Here is a 23,737-nt window from a genome sequence, read left to right as displayed (position 1 = left end):
AACGGCGAAGTGGAAACGACCGCCCAAGGAGTGGCATGCTGCGAGAGCTCAGTTCGCGATTCAGTTCGGAGAACGATTCAGAATCGCGGCTTAAGAAGAAAGTGACACCGGTTCACACACAGAAATTCTTACACTCCCCCGGGTTCGATTCCCGCCGCCCACATTATCTATTGAGCGGCAGCACCACCTTGACGCACCTGCGGCTGCACGGTGACAAGCGTGCAGGACAACGCACAACCTCTCCCAAACTACCGAATGGTGACAGCAATATCTCCCGCAATTAGCAGGCCAGATGACGAGTATTCAAACTCATCTGGGCCAAATATGTCGATTGAAAAAGAATCCTTATTGGCGCCAGGAGCACCGCCGTCCGACAGGCTAACAAGGCAGCGATAGCCAGCGCTTCCATTCACGGAACAGTTCGATTCCATTTTCAAGCCGCCCGAAAGGCTTACCTGTACAAAGTTGAAATCGTCTGCTGTCACCGCAACGCGACCGCTCGAATTCGCCGAGTTGAACCTCAGCCAGCCCGTGGTTTCTGACCTAAGTGGATCTGATCGTAAACTCATGCTCGTGGCAGCTCGAAATCCACCACTGACGTAAAAGGCCCCACGCGAATTGGCTGCAATAAAGCCAACCGCATCTTTAGTACTGTCAATCGTGCCATCACCATCCACGTCCTGCTGAATACTTCCAAGATCTGAAAACTCTCGAAACGCTATCTGACCTCGATATGAGGCTGTAATAGGGATATTTAAATAGGCCCTGCTACCTATCTTCTTTGCGTGTTGGTAGCGATCCACATACATGGAGTATTCACCTACCTCAAGGCCTTTGATCTCAACTGTCAGATCGTCATAACCATCTGGAAGCGTGAGAAACTTCTTGTCGCCAACTTGATTAAAAGCGCTATTGGGAATGGATTGGACCACCTGGCCGCTGGGCAGAATGCCGGTCCGGTTTCCGCGGGAATCGTAGGCCAGAACCTCAACTGGCGATGCAAACGTGAAGGCCGTCCAAGGAACATCACCAGAAATGGGTTCATTGAGAGAGGTGACCTGCTCCCGCTCGGCACACCCAACGACCGGGCCCACTGAGAACTTTGTGCATCGCCCAAAATCGCCAGCGACATAGCCACCGCCCGTCAAGGTGCGAACAATCTGCTCCTGAATCCACGGAACCTCAAGGACGTTTGCGTGCTTTCGGTTGAATCCTAAAAAGAAGTTTGCGGCGTTCAAGTCAATATAGAAGGTAGTTGCGTCGTCGAGTGCCGCTTGGCTCTCCGTCACAACCGTGCCGTCGCCGAACGGACGCTCTTCTACCCTGTACGTCAGGCCGCATGCGCCGCCCGTAAGCTCGTAGCTCAGGCCAATGGGAGTTTGAATGTTCTGCCCAACAAACTGGTACACCTGATCCACATCGCCTTTGGACCATGAAGGGCCGATAGAGTTGTCATATCCTCTAGCACCAGCCTCAAACAACTTAACACGGTTGGCATCGGCCTCTCCAATAAATGGCCGTATACTCGAAAAGACCGCATCATGCGAGTTTGTACCAACGGCGCCAGGATTACGGAAGAACCTTGTCCACGCATCCCAAGTCTGGACGCCGGTGCCGAAGTTGTCTTCCTCACGAAACTCGCTAGACCAGTCATACGAAGGAAGGCCTGCACATTCAGCAGCGGCGATCTCGAAGTCAAACAGAGGCGTTTCTTTATAAGGAAATGTCCTCACGGTCTCGCCTTCTTCTATTTCGTCGCTAAATACTTCCTCAACCACATTCTCAAAAAAGGCGCGTTGAGGGAGCAAAATATAGGCTGTGGGCCAGTAGCTTGACACTTTTCGGAATACGCGCCTTTCATCTTCAATGTTGAAGAACCCTGGTATGGGCTGTCCAGCGCCATGCATCACCGCCCACGCCCCCGCCGGCGTGCCCAGCTGTGGACTGTCAACCAATATAAGCTTACCTAGCTTAGTTTCTGGATATTCCGAGACGTAGCGTTTGGTAAGGAGCCCACCTAGGCTGTGCGCGACAATATCAACCTTGCCATCTTTGTCGATCTCTACAAGCTCATCGATTTTCTTCCGCAGCAGCTGAAGAATTGTGAAATCGCGTGAAATTGATCGATCGCCGAGTTTGCGCCACATTTGATCATCAAACGCGAGCCTCCAATCGTAGGCAAAGACAGTCCACTTGAGGTCCGGGTTGGCGCCGTTAACGACATCCGAGAGAAAGCTCTTGTAGATATTGGTGCCAATGAGAGGCGCTGTTTCTGAAATCACCCCATCTTCGCTTTGATCTACAAAAATGCGACGCTCGTCAGGCGCCGTGCCATCTGCATCTAATTGCAGCGCCGGTAAGTCCTTATCGACATCGACCGACGGCCAACGCGTGTTATCGCCAATGATACCGGCGCCCTGTTCAAACAATTTTGATCCTAAGATTCCAGGCAGAAAGATGATCTGCTGTTTCTTTTCACCCGGCTCCACCGGCACTTCAAGTTCGATCGACCGGGGAGCGTCGCCCCCCTCAATCGGGAAAAACCGCGTTATTCCCAAGTCGTCCCGTGCAGCCAGATAGAACTCAAGGACCTCTATATCTGTTTGCTCACCCGGAACTGTAAATCCAAGGTTTACCGATAACGTTGGGCTGTCAAACGATCGTGCCAATTCCTTGTAGGCTAGATCACCACGACCTCGGTAGAACAAGCTGACGCTCGCAATCGAATTTGTAGAATCCTCAACCGTTGCGTTTATTTGGACTGGTGCGCCTCTTAAATAGCCTTCCGGAGGCTCAACCGGTTCTAGACCGCTAATGATAGGCGCCTCATTTGGCGTAACCGCAATCTGCAGTAGTTCGCCGCTGATGTCCGACGGCAATGACGACGTGGATTCACCATCCGTTGCAGTAACGTAGAATTCCACACCGGGGCTCAATACAACGCGCGAAGGAATCGCTGCTTCCCAAAGACTGCCAGCTGAATTGCTCATCGCGACCGACTCAAACCCTGAAATGGCGGCCCCCTTTGCTCTGAAAAAAAGTTGCGCTCTGGAGGCTGAGGGCGGCACATCGTCGGAGATAGCTACCTCGATTGCCAGCTCCGTGCCTTCGATCCAGTCCGTGGCAATCAGCGTCCGCGTCGCTTCCGTCAGTCTGATTACTGGTGTTGCCCCAGGAACATAGAATCCAAAATCAGTGGCTGACGCGCCGCCGATGGACGCCCCAATATCGACCCGTCGTTCAATCCCATCTTTTGCCGGGTTGTCCGTCGTGTAACGCAAGACGTAGGTGCCACCGGCATCCGCAGCAATGCTGTCCAGAATTGGCGCGTACGGGCCCTCGACTCCAAAAAGCAGTCCACCCGTTGCTGCGCGAACACTGGTTCCGTCGCAGTAATCCGTGTTTGAAGCCCCGGCTGAGCAATTGACCGCCGCGTGCACGGTAACATCGGCAGCAAGAAGCACGCTGACTGTCTCGAGCTTTTCCCTATCGTCACTATCCTCATCAGTAATCAGAATAAAGACCTTCTGCGCTCCCGCCCGAAATACTATATCGGTGGCTGCCTTGCGGAGTGCGAGGAAAGACGGTTCGAACGAGCCACTCGCGACTAGGCCATCGACGAACCCCTGGAATGTCGCGACATCGGATGTAAGTGCACCATCGTTGAAGATAAAGGGATTTTCTCCCCTACTGTTTCCAAAGCGCACAAGCCCAAGGGCAAAGTCGACACTGCTTGACTCCAGAGCACTCGCAAAGGCGGCAATATTATTCCGGACGTCTGCAATCTCAGCACCCATACTACCGCTGACATCAACGACGAAGACGATATCTGCACGTCGCGTTCCATCGTCGATGCCTGGCGCTGTGAAGCTATCAAGTAACTGGCTGCGGCCATCCTCTTCAATGCTGAAATTGCCCGCATTGAGGTCTAGCACTGCAACACCGTTTTCGCTCGCTCTTGCGTTAATGTAGATCGTCGGGAACCGTGAACTATCGATGTTTTCTATCTCGATCTCGGCATCGACATGCGCCGGCCCCAAAAGGAGAAGCAGAAGAAGTCTATATGTAACCGCAAAGCGATGCTTGCTCTGGACACCTGCTGCACTGATCATTGCTTCCCCTCTCGACGCCTCACGGCATCCTCTGAAATGTATTTGGTTTTTCCTGAGTGCGATCAAGCAATCGCTCAACTGGGTACGAAGTCAGTCCAGCAGTTCTGCTACCGCAACCTCATCAACATTCTCTTCACCATTCAGTTCCGCTCGAATCTCCCATACCAGTTCAAGTTGAGCTGCATTATGGGAGTCGGTATTCAGAGAATAGGTGACTGTGGCTGAACTCTCCCGCATCGCTCCAGCCTCCAGTTCCGCGAAATAGATCCGCCCCGATGTTGAGACATACGCGGGGGCACTATCTATCTCTAGGTAAACATGCCGGAGCGCATCGGCCCCACTGTTACTCACGATGATCGAGAAGGTCTTGGTGAGCACGCCGTCAGTCACAACGATGCTCTTTACTCTGTACTCGGTTATTTGAAGCAACTGACTCTCGTTCAGTTGCTGAATGATCCCCGCCGAAGATACAGAGGTGAACGAAAGGAGAGTGAGCAGTAACGCAAGCGTTACGCAGCGTTGTGTGAACCGGCGTTGTCCAATCATAGTTGCACCTGCAATAGCGAACGCGTTGATATCCGCTTCCGCTTTCTGGATCTGACCACGAGCGCGATTAGTGCCAGCCCCATCAGAGGCAGCGTGCCAGGCTCTGGCACCGCGGATGGCTCATCCGTTATCCGTTGTGCCAAAAAGGTCTCCACACCAAAATTCAGTGAGAAGCTGATCGGATCGCTGATTAACTCGGATGTCCTTACGCCAAAGCCAGACAGACGCGCTGGCCCAAACAACTCCGAGCCAAAATCCGCGGAGGCAGAAACGAATGTTCCGCCTGAACCGTTATCGCCGAACGCTAGAAAGCCCGGCGCAAACGGATCACTTAGCGACCCCCAATTCACTGGCGAAAAGACGTCGATGACGGAACTTTCAGCCACGCTCAGGTCGAGTGCTAATTCAAAAATCAAATCCCCTGGCTCCGCATCCAGCACGAAGTCATAGCGGGTGAACGCGCCTTCATCAGTTTCCGTAAAGCTAAGGGCCGGCAGGGCGTGAGCAGACAAGGAGAGGAGCAGGAGAGCGGGAACGAGCGTCAAACCTCGTAAATAGCATGAGCGATTTTTCATTATCATTGTTCTATTCCTGAAAGTTCTTGTGAAAGGCGCCGCGTATATCGCAACTTGGTTGAGGCATTCGCGAGCCTCGGCTATTCGAAGTTCGAAGTAGCCTCCATGCCTGCTACGCACCTCCCTCCAACGGCGGCATCTTGCCCGCCAGGCGCAACAAAGCCCCTGAGAATTCCTGCCCCAATATCTGGTTTATCTGTGTCTGATCGGCGTTGTAGACACCCTGGCTGATGCGACCAACCGTCGTGAACTGGGATCTCCAGCCCGTGTCGCAACGGAGCACATCCGTCAGCATGGTAACGTCGAACACCGCCCGGCCTGTCAGGACACCCCTCACGGTCGTACCGGTGCCTGCATCGGTCTGCGGTGTCTGAAAGCCGAATACTACGTCCGGCTTCTCGGAGCCTTCGCAGACTTCTTCCATGTAGCGTTTCGACTGAGATGGCGACGCGGCCTCCAGCGGTGGAACCACAGAAACGAGATAGTCACTGTTCAGCTCCATGTGCTCTGCTGCATATACCGTCGTCGGATCTGTGCTGATGAAGGCGATCTTGCTTACGGCAGGCATCAGCTCCCGGAATTGCGGATCAACCGTCGCCTCGTCAATCAAGACTTCTGTCTTGTGGCCCATCATCCCGCCGACTAACGGCGCCGCAGGTACGAGCGCAGCGGCAACACAACCAGACAACATCCCGGCAATTGAGAGGCCAACCCCAAGCTTCACGAGCCCACTTATCCTAACGATCATGCATTGCTCTCCTTCGTCCATTTCTTGCTTTTGCTATTCCCTATCCTCGAGTTCAGACGCTTCGACATCCGACGCATACCATGATTCGTCTGCGTCGCGTCCAACCTCGGTGACTAGCATCGCTGGCGTGCTTCAGCTTAGACAGCTCCTTCGCGAGCCGCAGAGATAGTCTGCTGTGCCTTTTCGCGAGCCAATTCCTCGGCCACCTCACGCTCGACACATAGCTTCCCGACGGGATTAAGATAGGTCCCAATCGACTTGGCGAGCACTACCGCCACAGGGATGCCGATGATGCTGATGAACACCAGGCCAACCTGGATCGCGACCATCAAGGCCAGGAAGAGTCCAAACGGCAACCACAGAATTCCGACGATGGACTCGTACCTGTTCCACAGCCCGTCGCTCTGCGCACCCATGTCTTTCCGGCGGATCATCTTCCTGGTGTATGGCGCCAAAAGAAACTTGCTGTACTGAATCAGCCCTCGGCCAATGGGGGCCGTCACAACGAGCAGCACCATTAAGGCCCCGAAGACGAACGTCATGAATGCACTCAAGAACCCCAGGAAGGGGAAATGCCAGAGTATGTTGCCAAGTGTTCTCATCGCTGCCGCTCCTTGTTGTTGTTTTTCCGACCCGCGAATCTAGGCAAGAATGCTTATGGCCAAACTTTTACGACTGTGCCAATCTTCCCCAATGATTCGCAGCCTTCGAGCGCAGTCCTTGATTCCGCAACACCCGAACTCCGGTGACACATTAGGAAAGTGATCTCAATCGATTGCCCGCATCACGGTTAGAAGCTAGCAACCGCTAAGTGGGCAATCTAGTACCAAACTTGTGCCACGTTTGTGCCACAAAGGAACAGAAAATTTGCTGAAGGACGAGCAACGGAACAATGGAAGATCCGGGCTATCGCAAGCTGTATTCGAGCGCAGAAAAAAGAAGGCTGATTGATCGTCTCTTGGAGGTACGGGAACAGATGAACTGGTCATCGGTTTCCGATAATCCCGATCTCATCGGCGTGATCCCAAGCCGACGGACTCTCTACCGGATTTTTGGCGATCCTGAGAACTGCCAGATTCGTGATACGACAGCCCAGCAGATAGAGAATCTCCTTCGCATCATCCATAACAGTGAAGCGGAGGTAGCATCTGCGGCAGCGTTGGCGGGAAACTTCTACGGCACACTTCGACGCCTGCTCGGGGTATCGACGTCGAGAAATACAGATTTCCTGAGACTATATAAGGGACACTACAAGTGCGTCCGTATCACTACGGACTCACGGGAGATCCTGGTCACCCATCTCCGAATTCTTCGCCTGCCCGGAGACATCCCGGGCTTCTTGCATGTAGAGGCCATTCCGAGTCCGATCGCTAACAGTCCGCAACGCAAAGGTCGCGTCCTCCGACATGAGGGCTACATCTTCCCTAAAGACCGGAAGGCAACCTTCGTTTCCCCTAGCCCCATTCTGAGACAAATGAGTTGCTTGCTTTCGAGCAATCCGGAAGATCCGGCATTCAGTGGTCTCCTTCTAACGGAATCAGCAGCTGGTGGCCTGCCCTTTGTAGCCCGGGTCTTCGTTGATCGCGCACCAGAAATCGATGAGCGCGACCTACTGGTCAGTGGCGAATACGGCTTGTTCGATCTCGATGATGAACGGTATTCCCATTATCTTCCCTATGTCGAGAACCGCCCTGCCGAATATTCGGTTTTGTATGCAAACACAGCTCTTTAGCTGCTGCGCTAGCCTGCATTGACACCGAGCCCGGCACCTTGCGTTCTGGCAGATTGATTGGAGACGTGAAGTCGAGCTTCAAGCGCCCTTGTCACGATAAGTTTGGGCACTGAAATTAACAGCCCGGAGGGCCGGTGCTTCCTGGAAGGAGTTCGGGGACGATGACTAAAGCCGGCAGCGCCCTAGCGCACGACTCGCAGTTGGTTTGACCGAGTATTACTGCTATAGGGCAGTACCTTTGAGTCAACACCGCCCTGCGAGCCGTGCGAGTAGCGAGACTGTCCTTAGAACGCGTACTTGACGCCAATGCCCCAGGCATCGGTACCGTCGTAAGTTTCGTAACCGAGCTCACCCCAGAGTTGCTCGGTAAACTTGTACCCTGCACCGCCGCCAACGCCGAATTCCCAATCGTCCTCCGAGGCAGAAAAGCCACCGGCTGACGCAGTCAGCTCAAGTCGAGCATAGGATGGGCCGGCGAATAGGTAGAGCCCTGAATCGAATGTGTACTGTCCCCGTAGACTCAGTGCCAAGAAACTGTCGATTTCGACGTCCACACCTAGCACGGTATCGTCGGCGATACCGAAACCGATGCGCAGTTCAGGAAGGAAACTAAAATTGCCCTCCCCTTCAATCAGGTAGCCGACCGACCCGTAGATGGCACCAAGACTGACATCGATGTCGCCCTCTTCATCTGACAGGTTTACGTATCCACCACCTACTACCCATTGAGCGGCAGCTGGGAGTGAGATTGCGCATAGAGCGATGGCGAGAACAAATTTCTTCATGTGGGTATTTCCTTCTATCGGTGGTGAAATGCTCGGAAGTGGAAACCACCACCGCCGTCGCATCCTGCGAGGGCAATTGCGGTAGGACCGTGACAATTGCCAGTGGCTCCATCTAAAGATTGCTCTTTAAACGTGTGGGCATAAAATCTCAAATATGGATGTCTGCCTGCAATAAGGAAGTACCACGTGGCGTAATTGAACTATGTAGTCGAGTCTTGCCAGCTACCATAACGCCAAGAACCGACTCGACGTGCCGACACGGGCAAGAACCTGCGTGGGCCTCTGCCGGTTGCAAGATGTATTTGCGGGTTGGACGAACTCCGCCATTGCCCCGGGGACAGCATCTTCTGACCCGATTGATCCTCGCACTTTTTTCGGCATATCCGCCTTGGTCTTTTCGAGTCTGCTTGCGTTACCCTGAACTGCATGAACGACAGAAATCGCGTACCAAAAACCACGTCATCGAAGATCTCACCCCTGGATCCGTCACGCGTCGAGACGATCGAAAATGCGGGAGCAACAATCCTCCCACTCGATCCCATCGGGGCCGCGGTGTCCGGCATCGATTTGTCATCCGAGCGCCCGCCACCACCCGACGTAATCGAGGCCCTCGAAAAGGAAATGGCCAGCCGCGGCTTCATTGTCTTCAAATCCAGTGAAGCATTGGATGTGGACGATTTCCTCCGCGTCAGCTGCTGGTGGGGCGGCAAGGAACTGCACAGCACGCACGGGGTTCATCCGGCGACTCCGGGTACCAACCAGCATATATTCCGCCTGTCGAACGATCGGCGCCACGGCATCCCGGCGGTGGGTCCCCAGTGGCACAACGACGGCAGCTTCAACCCGGACACCTTCTCCCACGCCGGCTACCACATCGTCCGCCCGGCCGAGAAAGGCGGAGGCACCTATTTCGCTCACCAGGGGGCGGCCTATGACGCTCTCCCGGAGGAACGGCAGGAATTCTGGCGCCGTCTGTCGTCGGTCAATTCCACCTCGGGAGTCGTCCATCCCGCCGTGCATGAACACCCGATCTCCGGGCGGAAAAGTGTCTGGCTCCATCTGGGCATGACCGGTGCGGTGATTGAGAAGCTTCGCGACGGCGATGGTTTTCGACTGCTCGGTTCCGAAGAACTGACGCAGCTCTGCCATGAGTACAAGGACATCCTCGATGCAGGCTTCGAGGACGGCTACGCGATTGCCTACGAGTACGAGGAGAACGACTGCATCTTCATCGACAACCTGGCGGTGGCGCATCGCGCCTCACCCCAGGCCCACTTGCCGGCGGCAGAACAGGGTCTGCGTATCATGCATCGCAGCACCGTTCGTGGCGTCGGCGATCTGGCGCCCCGCTTTGGATTGCCGATCCGCATCAACATTGCCGGACCGAGCCCCTTCGGCGCAGGCATCTGGCAGTCGGGCGGGATCGGTTTCCGGTGGGACGAAAGCATCCCGATGCAGAACTGAAGCCGGCAGCAGGCTGCGCTGCCCCGCGCATCGGCCTGCCGCCCGTGCGGCTGCGATTGCACACAGCCCGTTGCGATACGCCGCTGCGACCGACGCCTCCCGGCACGGTTGCAGCACCGTTCCCGATCGGAGACCATAACCGCCAGACACGTGGCTCAGGCGGGATGCGGGGGATCCGGCCTCAGCGCTGATTCGATCCGCGTTGTCCGTTTCCTCCGTCGGCCTGGGCACCGTGGGCAGCCTGTCCTGCACCACGCAACACGGGGTGGTGACGACACCACCCGGGAGTCGGCCCGACCATGGTGGACATCCACCTGCCCGACGGGGAGTTCTTCCGCCTTGCATTCGACCTGGCGCCCTCCCCGCTCGTCATCGTGGACGAGGACGGAGTGATCGTTCTCGCCAACGAGGAGAGCGAGCGGCTGTTCGGCTATTCCCGGGGCGAGCTGGTCGGCGAGCGTGCCGAGGCACTGGTTCCGGAACGCCTCCGGCCCGCCGGGCGGGAACCGGCCGAGCGATTTCTGGACACACTCGCCGCGCGGAACGGCAGCGGCGACCTCTGTGGCCTGCGCAGGGACGGCACCGAGATACCGATGGAGATCGGGCTGAAGCCACTGCGGATTCCCCAGGGCACGGCCACCGTCGTGTCCATTGCCGACCTCACGGAGCGCCGACGCGCGGAAACCTACTTCCAGAAGGCGGTGGACTCGTCGCCGAGCGGCATGCTGATGGTGAACGAGCGCGGCATCATCACGCTGGCCAACCGGGAGGTCACGCGCGCGTTCGGCTACGACGAAGACGAGCTCATCGGCCGCTCCATCGAGACGCTGGTGCCCGAGCGCTTCGGCGAGGCGCACCCCGATCATCGGCGCTCGTACATGGCGTCGCCGGAAGCACGCCCCATGGGCGTCGGCCGCGAGCTGTTCGGCGTGCGCCGGGACGGCACGGAGGTGCCGGTGGAAGTGGGCCTGACGCCGGTCACCACGGCCGAAGGCACGTTCGTGCTCGCCTCGGTGGTCGATATCACGATGCGCCGGACCATGGAGAACCAGCTCCGTGAAGCGCAGCGGCTGGAGACCATCGGCGGACTGGCGAGCGGCATTGCCCACGACTTCAATAACGTCCTGATGGCCATCCTCGGTTATGCCGAAATGGTGCTGGCGAGCGCGGATCTCGGCCCGGAGAGCCGCGCCGACCTCGATCAGATCGTGCGAGCCGCACAGCGCGGACGCCAGGTGGTGGAGCGCATGCTGGCCGTGGGCAGAGGCCGCCAGGGACCCCCGGAGCCCACCCGCCTGCATGAGACGGTGGACGAGGCACTGGAGCTCCTGAAGGCCTCGCTGCTGAAGTCCGTGGAGATGCGCGTCCACCTGGACGAGACCGCACCCCCCGTGCTCTGCGACAGCACCCAGATCCATCAGATCGTAATGAACCTGGGCACCAACGCCGCGAAGGCGATGACCCGTTCTGACGGGGTCCTGGACGTCAGCCTGGTGCCCTACGAAGCGGACGAGGAGGGACGGCAGCAACACCCCGAGCTGCAGCCCGGCCTGTACAGCCGCCTCACGATCTCGGACAACGGTATGGGTATGCCGCAGGCCGTGGCCGAGCGCATCTACGAGCCGTTTTACACGTCGAGCCGCACCGGCGAGGGTACCGGCCTGGGACTATGGCTGGTCCGGGAAGCCGTGCAGGCCCTGCGCGGCGTCATCGAGGTGAAGACACGGGAGGGTGAGGGCACCACCTTCGACATTTTCCTGCCCGCCGCCGAGCAGGAATCGGCGCAGGACGATGCGGCACCGGAAGATCCGCGGTCGGTATTGATGGAACACGTGGTCTACGTGGAAGACGAGGAGGCACTCGCCCGGCTGGGCCGGCGCGTGCTGGAGCGAGCGGGCTACCGGGTGACAGTCTTCACCTCCAGCCTGGAGGCCCTGGAGCGCCTTCGGTCGAGACAGGCGCAGCCGGACCTGCTGGTGACCGACAACACCATGCCGCGCCTGTCGGGTCTCGAGCTGGCCGGGGAAGCGGTACGCATCCGGCCCGGCCTGCCGGTACTGATGGTATCCGGCCTGGCGAAGATGCGGCTGGAAGACGTCCCCGATTTCGTGACCCGCGTACTGCCGAAACCTCACTCGGCGGACGAGCTGATAACGGCCGTGGACGAGTTGCTGGGGCGGGAGCGGGGCTGAGACCCGTACCGGGACTCAGAACTTGTGCGGCCGCAGTATCTCCACCTCCTCCAGGTAGGTGATGCCGGAGTAGTTGTCGAAAAAGCGTTCGGCCACCTCGTCGGCGATACGATTCGCCGCCTCCCGATCGCCCGTGATCACCTCGATCTTCACGTTGCTGAACTCGTCCACCACGGACGCCCGGTTGGCCGGGCGCACGCCGCGGCTGCCCTTGCCGCCGGCTGCCACCACCGTGTAGCCCTTTGCCCCTGTCGACTCGATCACCCGCGCGACCTTCTCGAGGATGAGCTTCTCGGTGATGATGACGACCTTCATTGCCTTGTAATGAGTCATTGCTCTTTAACCTCCCCGCGCGGCTGCGCGGTCATTATCGCTCGCCTTGCCCCGGTTCGCGCCCGTTCACACTCCGAATACGGCCTCGGCCAGGGCGATGTAAAGCGGGATGCCGACGGCGATGGCCACCGGCGTGCCCACGCTGGTCGACGACCCGATGTACGAGGATGGATTCGCCGACGGGATCGCCGCGCGCAGCGTCGGCGGCCCCGAGATGTCGGAGCTCGACCCCGCGATGACCGCGAGCAGGATCACGCCGCCCGGGCTGAAGCCGGTCACCAGGTGGGCCAGGTAGCCCAGGCCGAAGGCGATGAGGCCGTGCGCCAGTGGCGCGACGGCGCCATACACGGCGTACCAGTGCGCCACGCTGCGCAGCTCGTTCAGGCGGGTCCAGGCCTCGATGCCCATGGTCAGCATCAGGACCGACAGCAGACCGCGGAACAGCGGGTCGTAGAAGCCTTCGTAGACCAACTCCGGGCGCGTCAGCAGGCCGAGCACGAGGCCGAGCAGCAGGGCCGAGAGCGCGGAGCCCCGCAGGCTGTCTGCGATGATGGAACCGATACGGACCTCCTCCCGCGCACCGCCCTTCCGCTTCGCCAGATAGACGTTCGCCAGAACGATGGCGACGATCAGGGCCGGGATGTCCATGAATGGGTACAGCGCCGGTACCCACGCCTCGTAGAAGATGTCCTGCTCCTCCAGCATCACCATGGCCGCCGCCAGCGTGGACGCGCTCACCGCACCGAACAGTCCCGCCGTAGCGATCCCGTCCTCGGTCCGTACCCCGGGCAGCGCCGCCAGTGTGTAACGCCCGACGATGACGATGGCGCAGCCGACGACAACGGCAATGGCCGCCGGCAGCAGCATCTCACCGAGCTCGGCCTCCCGGATCTCCATGCCGCCTTCCAGGCCGATGCGCATGAGCAGCATGTAGACGCAGAATTTGTAGATGGCGTCCGGTATCTGCAGCTTGCTGCCGGCCGCGGCCAGCACCATGCCGCCGATCAGGAATGCGAGCGCCGGCGACTGGAACTGGGTCAGCAGGCGGCTGAAGAAGTCGATAGCGAGGTCCATGGGGTTCTCCGGCCAGATGGTCAGACAATCGATCGGGGACGCATGTTGCATATCGGAGTCTCTTCCGTAAAATAGATTTATTATTAAATTTCGTTCTTTTTATGAGAACAGAAACGCTCAGACGACTGAACTTCCGCCACCTGCACTACTTCTGGGTGGTCGCGAAGGAGGAGCACCTGACCCGCGCGGCCGAACGGCTGCATGTCTCCCAGTCGGCCATCTCTTCGCAGATACGCCAGCTCGAGGAAGAGCTGGGCCACGAGTTGTTCCTGCGCGAAGGCCGCACACTGCGGCTGACGGAGACGGGCAGCCTGGTGCTCGGTTACGCGGAGGGCATCTTCAACCTGGGCGCGGAGCTGCTGGAGACGGTGCGCGGCGGCGACGGCCAGGAGATGCCGGAGCTGCGCGTGGGCGCCGTTGCCACCCTGTCACGCAACTTCCAGCAGAATCTGCTGCGCCCGGTCATCGGCGACGAGAACCTGCATCTCGTCATCGAGTCCGCGAGCCTGGAGGAGCTCATCGGGCGGCTGCGGATACACAAGCTCGATCTGATCCTCTCGAACCGGCCCGTGACCGCCGATGACCAGCTGCCACTCAGCTGCCGGCGCATCGCCCGGCAGACGGTGTGTCTGGTGGGTCCGCCCCGCCCGCGCCGGCGCCGCTTCCGTTTCCCCGACGATCTCGCCGGCACGGCGTTGCTGGTGCCCGGCCACAGCAGCGAGATCCGCAGCCAGTTCGATCTGCTGTGCGAAGAGCTGGGACTCACGCCGAAAATCTCGGCCGAGGTGGACGACATGGCCATGCTCCGGCTGCTGGCCCGGGATTCCGGCAGCGTGGCCATGGTGCCGGAGGTGGTCGTGCAGGACGAACTGGAGCATGGCATTCTCAGCAAGTACTGCGAGGTTCCCGCTATCCACGAGAACTTCTACGCCATCACGGCCCGGCGCCACTTCCGCTCCGCGGCGCTGAAGGCCGTGCTGGATGCCTCCTGATTCCGCAACAGTCCGGACGATCTGCGCATGGAACCGCTGCTGGCCGACAACGAAGCCCTGATCCGGGGTGGCTCTTTCCTCGGCATCCTCGCTGTGCTGGCCCTGGCGGAAGCCGTTGCTCCCCGCCGCCGGCGCCAGCTGCCCCGGCGCACACGCTGGTTCTCGAACCTGGGTATCGTCCTGGTGAATACGGCCGTGCTTCGCCTCGCGTTCCCGCTGCTCGCGATCGGCGTCGCACTGATCGCCGCGGAGCGGGGCTGGGGCCTGCTGAATGCGTTGTCGGCGCCGTGGTGGATCGCCTGGCCGGTCTCGATCCTGCTGCTCGACCTGGCCGTCTATCTCCAGCACGTGATGTTCCACGCCCTGCCCGCGCTGTGGCGGCTGCACCGCATGCACCATGCGGATCTGGATTTCGACGTCACCACCGGACTGCGCTTCCATCCGCTGGAGATCCTCATCTCGATGGTCTGGAAGATGGCGGTGATCGCGGCGCTGGGCGCGCCGGCCGGCGCCGTGCTGGTCTTCGAGGTGCTGCTGAACGCCACCTCGATGTTCAATCACAGCAATCTCGCCATCCCGCGCGGCATCGACCGGGTGCTGCGCTGGTTCGTGGTGACGCCGGACATGCACCGCGTTCATCACTCGATACACCGGGACGAGACCAACAGCAATTTCGGCTTCAACCTGCCCTGGTGGGACCGGCTGCTCGGCACCTACCGGGACCAGCCGAGGGACGGCCACGACGGCATGACCATCGGCATCGGGCAATTCCGCGATCCCGCCGACCTGCGGCTGGACCGGATGCTGCTGCAGCCCTGGCGGGGTGACCCCGGCGGCGGTATCGCCGGCCCGCGCAGACAATGAGAGGTAATCCGACATGAGCGACAGAGAAGAGTGGCTGAAGAAGGCCTGCGCCGACCCGGGATCCGTGTTCGAAGGGCCGGAGGCGCTGGCCGCCCGGGATGACCTGAGCCGGGAGGATAAACTCCACATCCTCCGTTCTTGGGAATACGATGCGGCCGAGTTGTCGGTGGCCACCGAGGAGAACATGCCCGGGCCGGAAAACGACCTGCTGCGCCGCATCCTGCTCGTCCTCGCCGAACTCACCGGCGACGACGACGCCGAGAAGGTCGCGCCCAGCAAGCAGCACGGGCTGTCCGCGGACTAGCACCGGCGGGCGACGCGCGGTGCCGGGTCCGTGGTCCGGGCGCCGTCAGTCGGGCCGGGCCGCCGGCGTCTGATAGAGGGCTTCGGCGCGGCGAAAGAGCCGGTCCCGGCGCACCGGGTCTCGCTGCATGGCGGCGAAATACCGGTACTGGGCGTAGATTCTCGCGCGCAGGCTGTCGTGCCAGGGTGCTACCGCCAGTGCGCCATCGAAAAGACGGTAGGTCTCCTCGAGCGGTATCCGGCCGAGGAACCGCTGGAACGCATCCAGGAAACGGAACTCGGCCGCGAAAGTGCGCTCCAGCCGCTCCGGATCCTCCGCGTCCGCGGCCAACTCCCGGAAGTAATCCGGGTGGGCGCGGCGCTTCAGCTCCAGCAGGAAGGCCTGATTGGCGATAGCTTTGTCCAGCCGGCCCTCGGCGTATTCCCAGGGGTGATAGAACTCGTAGCGGGGATGCGCGAGGGTATTCAGCTCCGCATCCGCGACGGCCTCCCGGATCACCGCGTCACCGGCGACGAAGTGCGCCGCCAGTGACTCGGCGGAAGTGATGCCGTAGGGCTCGAGGCTCGCCAGCGCGGCCCGGTCCTCATCGAACCTGCGCCGGATGGCGCCGAGTTCGACCGGCACCGGTTCCGCCGAGCCGACCAGCAGGGTGTTGAACGGCCCCAGACGGTGCGCTGGCAGGAAGCTCCACACCTGGACGTGCGGGAAGCCCCGGGCGAAGGTCTTCAGGATCATGCGGTACTGGCGCGGCGGCAGCGTGCCCGGGACCCACTGCACCACCAGACCGCCCGGCGCGAGATGCTCCAGCAGCAGGCGGTAGTAATCCAGCGAGTAGGAGAAGCCGTTGGAGGCGTACTCGTCGGCGGTCTTCTCGTCCGCGGTGATGACGTCGAACCGTCGCTCGCTGGTATGCAGGAAGCTGTTGATGTCGTCGTTGACGACCTCGAGGCGGGTGTCGCCCAGGATGCTCCCGTGCTCCTCGCGGAAGTAGTCGGCGCCCTCTATCACGCCGGGCTCGATCTCCACCGCCGTGATGGCTCTCAGGTCCTCGTGGCGGGCGCTCTCCCCCACCAGGATCCCGGACCCGAGACCCACCGAGAGCTCGGTGTGCAGCCCGTCTTTCAGCAGCCGCGGCAGGTGGGCGAGCAGCACTTGCTTGAAATGGGTATCGCCGGTGCCGCCGATCACGATGCCGTCCACGCTCATGTACTTCTCGCTGCTGTCGGGATCCGCGTACACCTTGGTGGTGGCGAGCGGGCCTTCCCGATAGAACAGCGTGCGGTGATCCGGTTGCTCGCCGCGGGACGGGAAGCGGAAGTCCAGCGGCGTCTGCAGCATGACGACGGCGCTCGCGATCAGCATCATCGGCAGCGCGCCCCACCAGACGGGGCTGCCGCCCGGGCGCAACAGCCGCACCGCGAGGACCAGCAGCCCGAGCAGGACGTTCAGCGCGGCCATGAGCAGGATGCCCTTCTGGATGCCGAGCCAGTCCAGCAGGAACAGCCCGGGGACGAGTGCGCCGACCACGTTGCCGAGCGTGTTCACGGCATACACCTTGCCGACCGAGCCGCCGGTCTCGCTGATGCGCCGCACGGCGAGGTGTCCGACCAGCGGGAACGTGGCGCCGATCAGCGCCGCCGGCACCAGCATGACCAGGAACGCGATGCCGAAGCTCGCCAGCACCAGTGTCGTCGCCTCCCCCGCTATCCCCTGGAGGTAACGGTCCAGCGAAGCGGGGTCGTTGACCGCGAACAGCAGCGGCAGCGCCAGTGCCGAAACCAGCCCCAGCGAGAGCTGCAGCCAGCCGAAGGCCTCGACGCGGTCGCGCACGTAGCGGATCACGAAACGCACCAGGTAGCCGCCCAGCGCGATGCCGGTCAGAAAGGCGCAGAGCATCGTACTCAGCGCATAGGTGGAGTTGCCGAGGACGAAGACCAGGGAACGGGTCCAGTAGATCTCGTAGGCGAAGGACGTGAAACCCGAGACGGCCAGGCCGATCAGGACGAGGCGCATCACCGCAGGGCCGGGCGCCTCGGACGGCTCCTCCGGAGCGAGAACGTCTTCGGCAGGCGGCGCTTCAGCCGCCTCCTCGCCGCCGGCGCCCCGGCCCGCGGCCACCCAGGCGACGAGCCCGATCAGGGCGTTACCGACGGCCGCGCCGACGATCGGGGCGTGGATACCGTAACTGCCGATCAGGAAGAATCCGGTGGTCGCCGCGCCGGCCACGGCGCCGAAGGTATTGACCGAGTAGAGCGTGCTGAGGCGAACGCCCACCAGTTCGCGGCCGCTGACGAGGTAGCGGCTCAGCACCGGCAGCGTCGCGCCCATCAGGATGGTCGGCGCCATCACCAGCAGGAATGCCGCCAGGAAACGGACGGGTGCGAGCAGCACGGGGGACCCGCCGACGAACCCGTGCAGGGCCGGATAGACCGTCTCCATGTGGGACAGCGCCCAGTGCGACAGCAACGCGGCCGCCGCGATACCGAACTCGAGGACCGCATAGAGCTTCAGCCGGTTCCCGGTGCGGTCGGCCACCTTGCCCAGGTACCAGCTGCCGAGGGCCATGCCCGCCATGAACGCGGCCAGCACGGTGCCCACCGCCACCGCCGTGGAGCCGAAGACATGGGTCATCATCCGGGCCCAGACGACCTGGTAGACCAGGGCGAGCGCGCCGGAGCCGAAGAACAACGCCAGCACCAGCGCGAGCAATCCGCGGGACGACTTCCTCTCGATCATGGCGGGATGGTACCGGAAACGCGCGCCGCTTCCCGCAGGTAGCGGGCGAATTACAGCGGCGCGTTTCGTGCGCGCACAAAAAAGGCGCCCGCCGAAGCGGGCGCCCAGTCATGGTTTTGTTATTCGTCGTTAATTATTCGGCGATACCGGGATTGTGATAGTTCGCGGTATCGAACGAGGCACCGGCACCATGGCAGACGGCGCAGGCTTCCTGACCGTTCGGCAGACCGTTGAACTTCAGGATGCTGTCCTTCGTTACACCGATCTCGCCGTTGTTGGTCGCGAAGTGGCCGAGTGCTGCCGCGGACGTATGGCAGGCACCGCAGAGCGCCGCATTCGGCGTCGTGGCGATGTCATCCGTCCAGATCGTGTCGTCACCGCCGCCTACCTTGATGCTGACTGACCTGGCCTCCGCGCGGGCCGCGTTATAGGAGCCCTCCACGTGGCAGGCGTCGCAATTCGCGATCGACTGCGGATAGGTGATTTCGGCAAAGCCGCCACCGAAGTAGGCCGGGTCGGCGACATGGATCTTGTGGATCATGTAGCCGAGGCCATAGCCATCGTCGATGGTCACACCGTTGTCGTCGAAGGCAACCACAGTATCGGCATTGTGGCAGACGAGGCACATCTCCGGATCGCCGTTGCGATTGGATCCGTGGAACTGGATCTGCTCGTGGCAGGCATTACACTGCGCGGCACTGGAGCCGAACTCGCGAGCCTGCGTGCCTTCCGGATAGAACACGATGCTGTCCGGCGCGGCGCGCTGCACGGTGAGATTGCCGTCGGCATCCTCTACATCCACCGCTGCCGGGTGTCCGCCCATGGCGATGAAGGCATTACCGGTGATCTCGGCGGGCACGGCCGCGAAGTACGTCAGCGTGTAGCTGCCGTCCGCTGCCTGGGTTACGCCCTGATCGGTGATCGCCTGCTGGATGTCGCTGAGATCCCAACGATGAGGCTGTCCCGGGCCGTACAGAGAACCACGACGCAGACCACGGGCGTTGCCGAGTTCGTCACCGTTGTAGTTCTCGACACCCGGCCAGGAGACGTACAGGTTCATCGATGCGCCGGAGGTATTGAACTCCGGATCAGCGAGGAGGTCGTACGGCGCACCTGCGGCATCCGTCACGCGGAACGTGATCACAGGCGTCTCGCCCGGGCCCACGTTCGTGGCGTCGAGGATCTCGAACACGAAGTTCTCACCGGTGATCTGGCGGAACTGCTGATCGCCGTCGATCCGCGTGTGGATGAAGTCAGCCGGGCCGGCACCCGCAACGCCGCCTTCGAGGTGGCAGTTGGCGCAGGTGTTGTTGGCCTGGGGCCCCAGGACCGAAACGTCGGAGTTGGCGTGATCGAACCGATACTCAGCGATACCGGTCACCTCGTCCCAATTCTCGACGATCAGACCGTCGGAGTGGCAGCTGCCACAGGCCTGTGTGGAGGCGCCTGCGGTCCAGACGTCGCCATCCGGCGCCGTTTCGGACTCGACGTGGCAGGTCGTGCAGTAGGTCAGCGACTGCGGATGAGTCACCTCGCCGTAGTCGTGCACGGAACCGCCGTAGCCGTAGATCACGTAAGGCAGCGGATCGCCGGCGATGTCCACACGGCCTTCGCCCACGTGGATGGAGTGGGTCATGTAGGCCATGTCGAGGGACTCGCCCGTATCCTGGTCGATGGTGCCCGGGTTGTGGCAGGTCACGCAGTACTCGACCGTCTTCCTCGGGCCGCCGTGCAGGGCGAACGAGAAGTGGCAGTCGGCACAGTTGGCCGTGGCGGCAATGTCCTTGCTGCCGGAGCCTGCGCCGCCGTCGGGCACGAAGTCGTAGACCGGGTTATCCGGAGCCAGCGGCACCTCGCCCGGACCGCCGAGACGAATCTCGAGGCCCACGCGGTGGGTCAGGCTCGGTTCCCAGGTCACTTCGATGGGATCGGTCACGGCCGTGACGTCCGTAGCGAACGTATAACGGTAGTTGCCGTCGCCCAGCTCTTCCAGCGTACCCTGCGTATCGGTCGTCGCCTGTACCGCCTGATCCAGGAAGTCCGGCGGATTCGGGTTGAACCGCTCGGGGCCGGCCTCTTCCACACGGTTCACGTAGCTCTGCCAGTAGGCAATACCGCCGTTCGCGGCGGGATCGGCGGGCACGAGCTTGGCGAACGTGAAGTTGACCACGCCCTCGGCCAGACCGAGCGCGGGATCGCCGTTCTGATCCACCACGGTGAATTCAACCACCGGTGGACTCGCGATCGTGACATTAGTAATAGTGGCCTCGAGCTGACCGAGAATCTCGATCTCTTCGGCCGTCAGAGCCTCGCCATCACCGATGGAGATCGGTCCTGGTCCCGGAGGCCCCGGAGGTCCTTCCGGTCCCGGAGGCCCGGCGGCTCCGTCCTGCCCGTCCTGGCCCGGAGGCCCTGCGGGTCCCTGTGCACCGTCGTCGCCTTCGCAACCTGCCAGACCTAACAGCAGGAACGACGCGAGGAGCAATGCCCAGCTTCCTTTAAACATCTTCTGGAAACGGTTCATGGCGCAACCCTCTGCTTCTTCGAAATGCCCGGTTTACCAGTAACGACCTTGACCAAGGCCCTTCCGATCAACCGGCGTCAGACGAAAGAGTAGATTTGCGCGTGTCAAGAAACACTGACAATTGTCAGTTCAGCCCTTCTGGCCGCCGGTGGATAGTACGTATTTCGATTTCTTCGAACAGGGCCCCGGGGAGGGCGCCGAGCGCGCGCGTAGAGACCCTTTGATGCTAAGCACATTCTGTGGGGCCGAACAATGACAAATGGCAGGTTCAAATACGTGGATACCGACAATCGAACTGGATTTCCCGGTATCGACGCGGCCGCTCCCGGCGCGTATCTAATGGTTTACAACAAGAGGGGGAACGACCGCCGATGCCATGTGAAAACTGCCTGTGTCTTTTCCGGAGTCTGGACGAAGCGAGGGGCGGCCTCGCCGACCTGCCCTGCGTTGTCTCGGGGCTCGTGCAGTGCTCCAGCTATCAGAAGGGGGAGATGCTGTTCCTGCAGGGAGAACCGGGCGGTAATCTCTATTCCATCTCCCACGGCGTCGTGAAGATCTGCCATCACAGCTCGGACGGGCGCGAGCAGATCGTGGGCATCGGCCGGCGCGGCAACCTGGTGGTGGGACTGCAGACGCTGCAGCAGGAGCGCTACGCCTATTCGGCCACGGCGGCCACCCCGGTGCAGGCCTGCCGCATCAGCCACGAAGCCCTGCTCTCCCGCGTCGCCGACCGGCCCGACATCGCGATGCGCCTGATCGACGCGCTGAATGCCCAGCTGGTGCAGAGCCGCGCCCTGATCCAGGCCATGGGCCAGAAGTGCGCCAGTTCCAAGCTGGCGGCGTTCATCCTGATGATGGCGCCGGAACCCTGGCCGCGGGACGGCCGCTTTCGCCTGCCCATCACCCGGCTGGAGATCGCCAACCTGCTCGGTCTGAGCGAAGAGACCGTCTGCCGGCTCATGGCGGACATGAAACGCCGCGAGATCCTGCTCGCCCCACGGGGCCGTATCGAGGTACTGGACCTGGCGGCGCTCCGCGAGCTCGCCGACGGGGAAACCGTCGACGAGCGGGAGCACAAGATCGCCTGATGGCCGTCAGCCGCCGCTTCGACGCCGACGTACAGAGCGTGGCCGCGTTGATGACGGACCCGGATTTCATCGTCGACCGCTGCCTCGCCATCGGCGAGCTGAGCGCCGAGTGCCATGCGGACGAAGACCGGGACTCGGTCACGCTGCACACCACCCGCGTCGCCCGCCAGGATCTGCCCGGATTCCTCACGAAGCTGGTCGGCGAAGAACAGACCGTCACCGTGCACGAGGTGTGGCAGCGCGTCGCCGACGACGGCGAAGACCGATACGCGGGACGCTATACGGTGCGCAGCGCCATGGCCCCCATCGAGATCGAGGGCCGCTTCACCCTCGAGGCAGACGCCTCCGGCTCGTTATATAAGGTGGAGCACCGCTTCCGCGTGCCGATACCGCTGATCGCCGGCCGCATCGAGAAGGTGCTGCGCCGTCAGATCACGGCCACCGTCGAGGCCGAGTTGGCCTATGCGGCCGAGCGACTCGCCGGCGCCGCTCAGTAACCCTTGTCGATATTCACCACCGAGAGCAGCGGCTCGCCGGCCACGTAGCGGCGCAGGTTCTCGCGCACCAGCAGCCAGCGCCGTTCGGACGAGCCCTCGGTGCGCGCGGAGATGTGGGGCGTGATGATCACCCGCGGCATGCGCCACAGCGGATGACCCTCCGGCAGTGGCTCCGGGTCGGTCACGTCGAGACCGGCGCCGGCGATGCGCCCCGACTCCAGGGCCGCCAGGAGATCTTCCGTGACCACGCTGGCGCCGCGGCCGATGTTGATGAAGTAGGAGCCCGGCTTCGCGGCCGCGAAGAACTCCGCGTCGAACAGGTCTTCCGTCGCCGGCACCAGCGGCGTGGCGTTGACGATGATGTCGGCGCGGCCGGCCAGGGTGTGGAGTTCGTCGGCAAGGCCAACATAGCTGACGAACGGCGGGCCCTGCCGCGAACTGGCGCGGGTGGCGATGACCTCCATTCCGAGGGCGTGCGCCCGCCGCGCGATTTCGGTGCCGATGCCGCCGAGGCCGACCACCAGCAGCGTCCGGTCGGCCAGTTCCCAGGTGCTGTCGGCGTAGTCTTCGAGCTCCCGCTCCCATCGTCCGTCGGCCTGGCGCAGGTGATAGACGTCCAGGCCGCGGGCCAGCATGAACATCATGCCCATGACGTGCTCGGCGATGGCCGGGCCGTACAGTCGCTGTGCGTTCGTGAGGATCATGTCCCGCTCGGCGAGCGCGGGCGTGTCCACGCAGCGGTCCACGCCGGCGCTGTAGCTCTGCACCCAGTGCAGCGATTCGCCCGCCTCGATCAGGCCGGGGCTGCAGACACCGAGCAGCGCCACGGCGCCCGGCAGCGCCGCCTCGGCCTCGGCACGCGACTGCACGGCCACCAGCTCGGCGTCCCCCGCCACGGCCTGCAGCCAGGCCAGCCGCTCCGGGCCGTCGACCGCCACCACGATGGGGCCATCGGGCTGCCAGCGCGGATGTTCGCGTACCGGCGTCTCGCCCTCGTTCAGCCCGAGTCCGCTGATCAGCTCCCTGGTGTCGGCATCGGCGGCGGCAGGCCGGGCCTGGCCCAGCGGCGCCGCCACGACGAGGGCCAAGGCGCAGCAGACGATCACCGCCTGCCGTCGAACAATCTCGCTCAGCTTCATGCTTGCTTCCGGTAAAGACTCCCGCCCCGAAG

Annotated in this window: 19 protein-coding genes; 8 read left to right on the top strand and 11 right to left on the bottom strand. The window is 61.7% G+C overall.

From position 1 onward, the window contains the following. Positions 1-248: 248 nt before the first annotated feature. The 5 genes from ACJMK0_RS15765 to ACJMK0_RS15745 form a co-directional block, all read right to left on the bottom strand. Positions 249-4,112 (bottom strand): VWA domain-containing protein, encoded by a 3,864-nt coding sequence (locus tag ACJMK0_RS15765; RefSeq protein WP_405239679.1) that lies wholly within the window; start codon positions 4,110-4,112, stop codon positions 249-251. Between the two features lie 90 nt (positions 4,113-4,202). Further along, on the bottom strand, positions 4,203-4,658 hold the full coding sequence (locus ACJMK0_RS15760; RefSeq protein WP_405239678.1) for a hypothetical protein: 456 nt from the start codon (positions 4,656-4,658) through the stop codon (positions 4,203-4,205). Beyond that, positions 4,655-5,239: a PEP-CTERM sorting domain-containing protein gene (locus ACJMK0_RS15755; RefSeq protein WP_405239676.1), complete on the bottom strand. Its 585-nt coding sequence runs from the start codon at positions 5,237-5,239 to the stop codon at positions 4,655-4,657. Before ACJMK0_RS15755 ends, ACJMK0_RS15760 begins: the two co-directional genes overlap by 4 nt. Before the next feature lie 106 nt (positions 5,240-5,345). After that, complete coding sequence (locus tag ACJMK0_RS15750; RefSeq protein WP_405239674.1) at positions 5,346-5,981, bottom strand: hypothetical protein; 636 nt, start codon at positions 5,979-5,981, stop codon at positions 5,346-5,348. A gap of 137 nt (positions 5,982-6,118) precedes the next feature. Further along, positions 6,119-6,583, bottom strand: a complete 465-nt coding sequence (locus tag ACJMK0_RS15745) for a YccF domain-containing protein (RefSeq protein ID WP_405239672.1) — start codon at positions 6,581-6,583, stop codon at positions 6,119-6,121. Positions 6,584-6,873: 290 nt separating this feature from the next. On the opposite strand from ACJMK0_RS15745, the gene ACJMK0_RS15740 reads away from it, so the two are divergent. Further along, on the top strand, positions 6,874-7,713 hold the full coding sequence (locus ACJMK0_RS15740) for a hypothetical protein (RefSeq protein ID WP_405239671.1): 840 nt from the start codon (positions 6,874-6,876) through the stop codon (positions 7,711-7,713). A gap of 284 nt (positions 7,714-7,997) precedes the next feature. On the opposite strand, the gene ACJMK0_RS15735 is transcribed toward ACJMK0_RS15740, so the two are convergent. Further along, the gene (locus ACJMK0_RS15735) at positions 7,998-8,498 is read right to left on the bottom strand and encodes an outer membrane beta-barrel protein (protein WP_405239670.1); all 501 of its coding nucleotides are present in this window, start codon (positions 8,496-8,498) and stop codon (positions 7,998-8,000) included. A 426-nt stretch (positions 8,499-8,924) separates the two neighbouring features. Here ACJMK0_RS15735 and ACJMK0_RS15730 point away from each other — a divergent pair, with 426 nt between their 5' ends. After that, entirely contained in the window at positions 8,925-9,962 is a 1,038-nt protein-coding gene (locus tag ACJMK0_RS15730; protein WP_405239668.1) for a TauD/TfdA dioxygenase family protein, read from the top strand. A gap of 299 nt (positions 9,963-10,261) precedes the next feature. After that, a complete protein-coding gene (locus tag ACJMK0_RS15725; protein ID WP_405239666.1) occupies positions 10,262-12,154 on the top strand; it encodes a hybrid sensor histidine kinase/response regulator in 1,893 nt (630 codons plus the stop codon). Positions 12,155-12,169: 15 nt separating this feature from the next. On the opposite strand, the gene ACJMK0_RS15720 is transcribed toward ACJMK0_RS15725, so the two are convergent. Together ACJMK0_RS15720 and ACJMK0_RS15715 are read right to left on the bottom strand one after the other, a co-directional pair. Beyond that, a complete protein-coding gene (locus ACJMK0_RS15720) occupies positions 12,170-12,487 on the bottom strand; it encodes a P-II family nitrogen regulator (protein ID WP_405239664.1) in 318 nt (105 codons plus the stop codon). Between the two features lie 66 nt (positions 12,488-12,553). Continuing rightward, a complete protein-coding gene (locus tag ACJMK0_RS15715; protein WP_405239663.1) occupies positions 12,554-13,561 on the bottom strand; it encodes a sodium-dependent bicarbonate transport family permease in 1,008 nt (335 codons plus the stop codon). A 101-nt stretch (positions 13,562-13,662) separates the two neighbouring features. On the opposite strand from ACJMK0_RS15715, the gene ACJMK0_RS15710 reads away from it, so the two are divergent. Genes ACJMK0_RS15710 through ACJMK0_RS15700 form a run of 3 tightly spaced genes read left to right on the top strand, consistent with a single transcriptional unit; the run spans position 13,663 to position 15,721 of the window. Continuing rightward, on the top strand, positions 13,663-14,553 hold the full coding sequence (locus ACJMK0_RS15710; protein WP_405239661.1) for a LysR family transcriptional regulator: 891 nt from the start codon (positions 13,663-13,665) through the stop codon (positions 14,551-14,553). Positions 14,554-14,580: 27 nt separating this feature from the next. Next, on the top strand, positions 14,581-15,417 hold the full coding sequence (locus ACJMK0_RS15705) for a sterol desaturase family protein (RefSeq protein ID WP_405239659.1): 837 nt from the start codon (positions 14,581-14,583) through the stop codon (positions 15,415-15,417). 13 nt (positions 15,418-15,430) lie between these two features. Then, a complete protein-coding gene (locus ACJMK0_RS15700; protein WP_405239657.1) occupies positions 15,431-15,721 on the top strand; it encodes a hypothetical protein in 291 nt (96 codons plus the stop codon). Positions 15,722-15,766: 45 nt separating this feature from the next. Here the strand turns inward: ACJMK0_RS15700 and ACJMK0_RS15695 are convergent, their stop codons facing one another. Together ACJMK0_RS15695 and ACJMK0_RS15690 are read right to left on the bottom strand one after the other, a co-directional pair. Continuing rightward, complete coding sequence (locus tag ACJMK0_RS15695; RefSeq protein ID WP_405239655.1) at positions 15,767-18,457, bottom strand: fused MFS/spermidine synthase; 2,691 nt, start codon at positions 18,455-18,457, stop codon at positions 15,767-15,769. 133 nt (positions 18,458-18,590) lie between these two features. Next, on the bottom strand, positions 18,591-20,963 hold the full coding sequence (locus ACJMK0_RS15690) for an OmcA/MtrC family decaheme c-type cytochrome (RefSeq protein WP_405239699.1): 2,373 nt from the start codon (positions 20,961-20,963) through the stop codon (positions 18,591-18,593). 389 nt (positions 20,964-21,352) lie between these two features. Between ACJMK0_RS15690 and ACJMK0_RS15685 the strand changes: the two genes are divergently transcribed. Together ACJMK0_RS15685 and ACJMK0_RS15680 are read left to right on the top strand one after the other, a co-directional pair. Beyond that, a complete protein-coding gene (locus ACJMK0_RS15685; RefSeq protein ID WP_405239653.1) occupies positions 21,353-22,069 on the top strand; it encodes a Crp/Fnr family transcriptional regulator in 717 nt (238 codons plus the stop codon). Continuing rightward, on the top strand, positions 22,069-22,566 hold the full coding sequence (locus ACJMK0_RS15680) for a DUF2505 domain-containing protein (RefSeq protein ID WP_405239652.1): 498 nt from the start codon (positions 22,069-22,071) through the stop codon (positions 22,564-22,566). The genes ACJMK0_RS15685 and ACJMK0_RS15680 overlap by 1 nt, the downstream gene beginning before the upstream one ends. Here ACJMK0_RS15680 and ACJMK0_RS15675 read toward each other — a convergent pair. Next, positions 22,560-23,705: a D-2-hydroxyacid dehydrogenase gene (locus ACJMK0_RS15675; RefSeq protein WP_405239650.1), complete on the bottom strand. Its 1,146-nt coding sequence runs from the start codon at positions 23,703-23,705 to the stop codon at positions 22,560-22,562. The two genes, ACJMK0_RS15680 and ACJMK0_RS15675, sit on opposite strands and share 7 nt — an antisense overlap. Positions 23,706-23,737: the final 32 nt, after the last annotated feature.

Origin of the sequence: Lentisalinibacter orientalis, from assembly GCF_040706535.1 — a bacterium.
In the GTDB taxonomy this organism is placed as follows: domain Bacteria; phylum Pseudomonadota; class Gammaproteobacteria; order Steroidobacterales; family Woeseiaceae; genus Lentisalinibacter; species Lentisalinibacter orientalis.
This window is presented reverse-complemented; position numbering and strand designations above follow the sequence as displayed.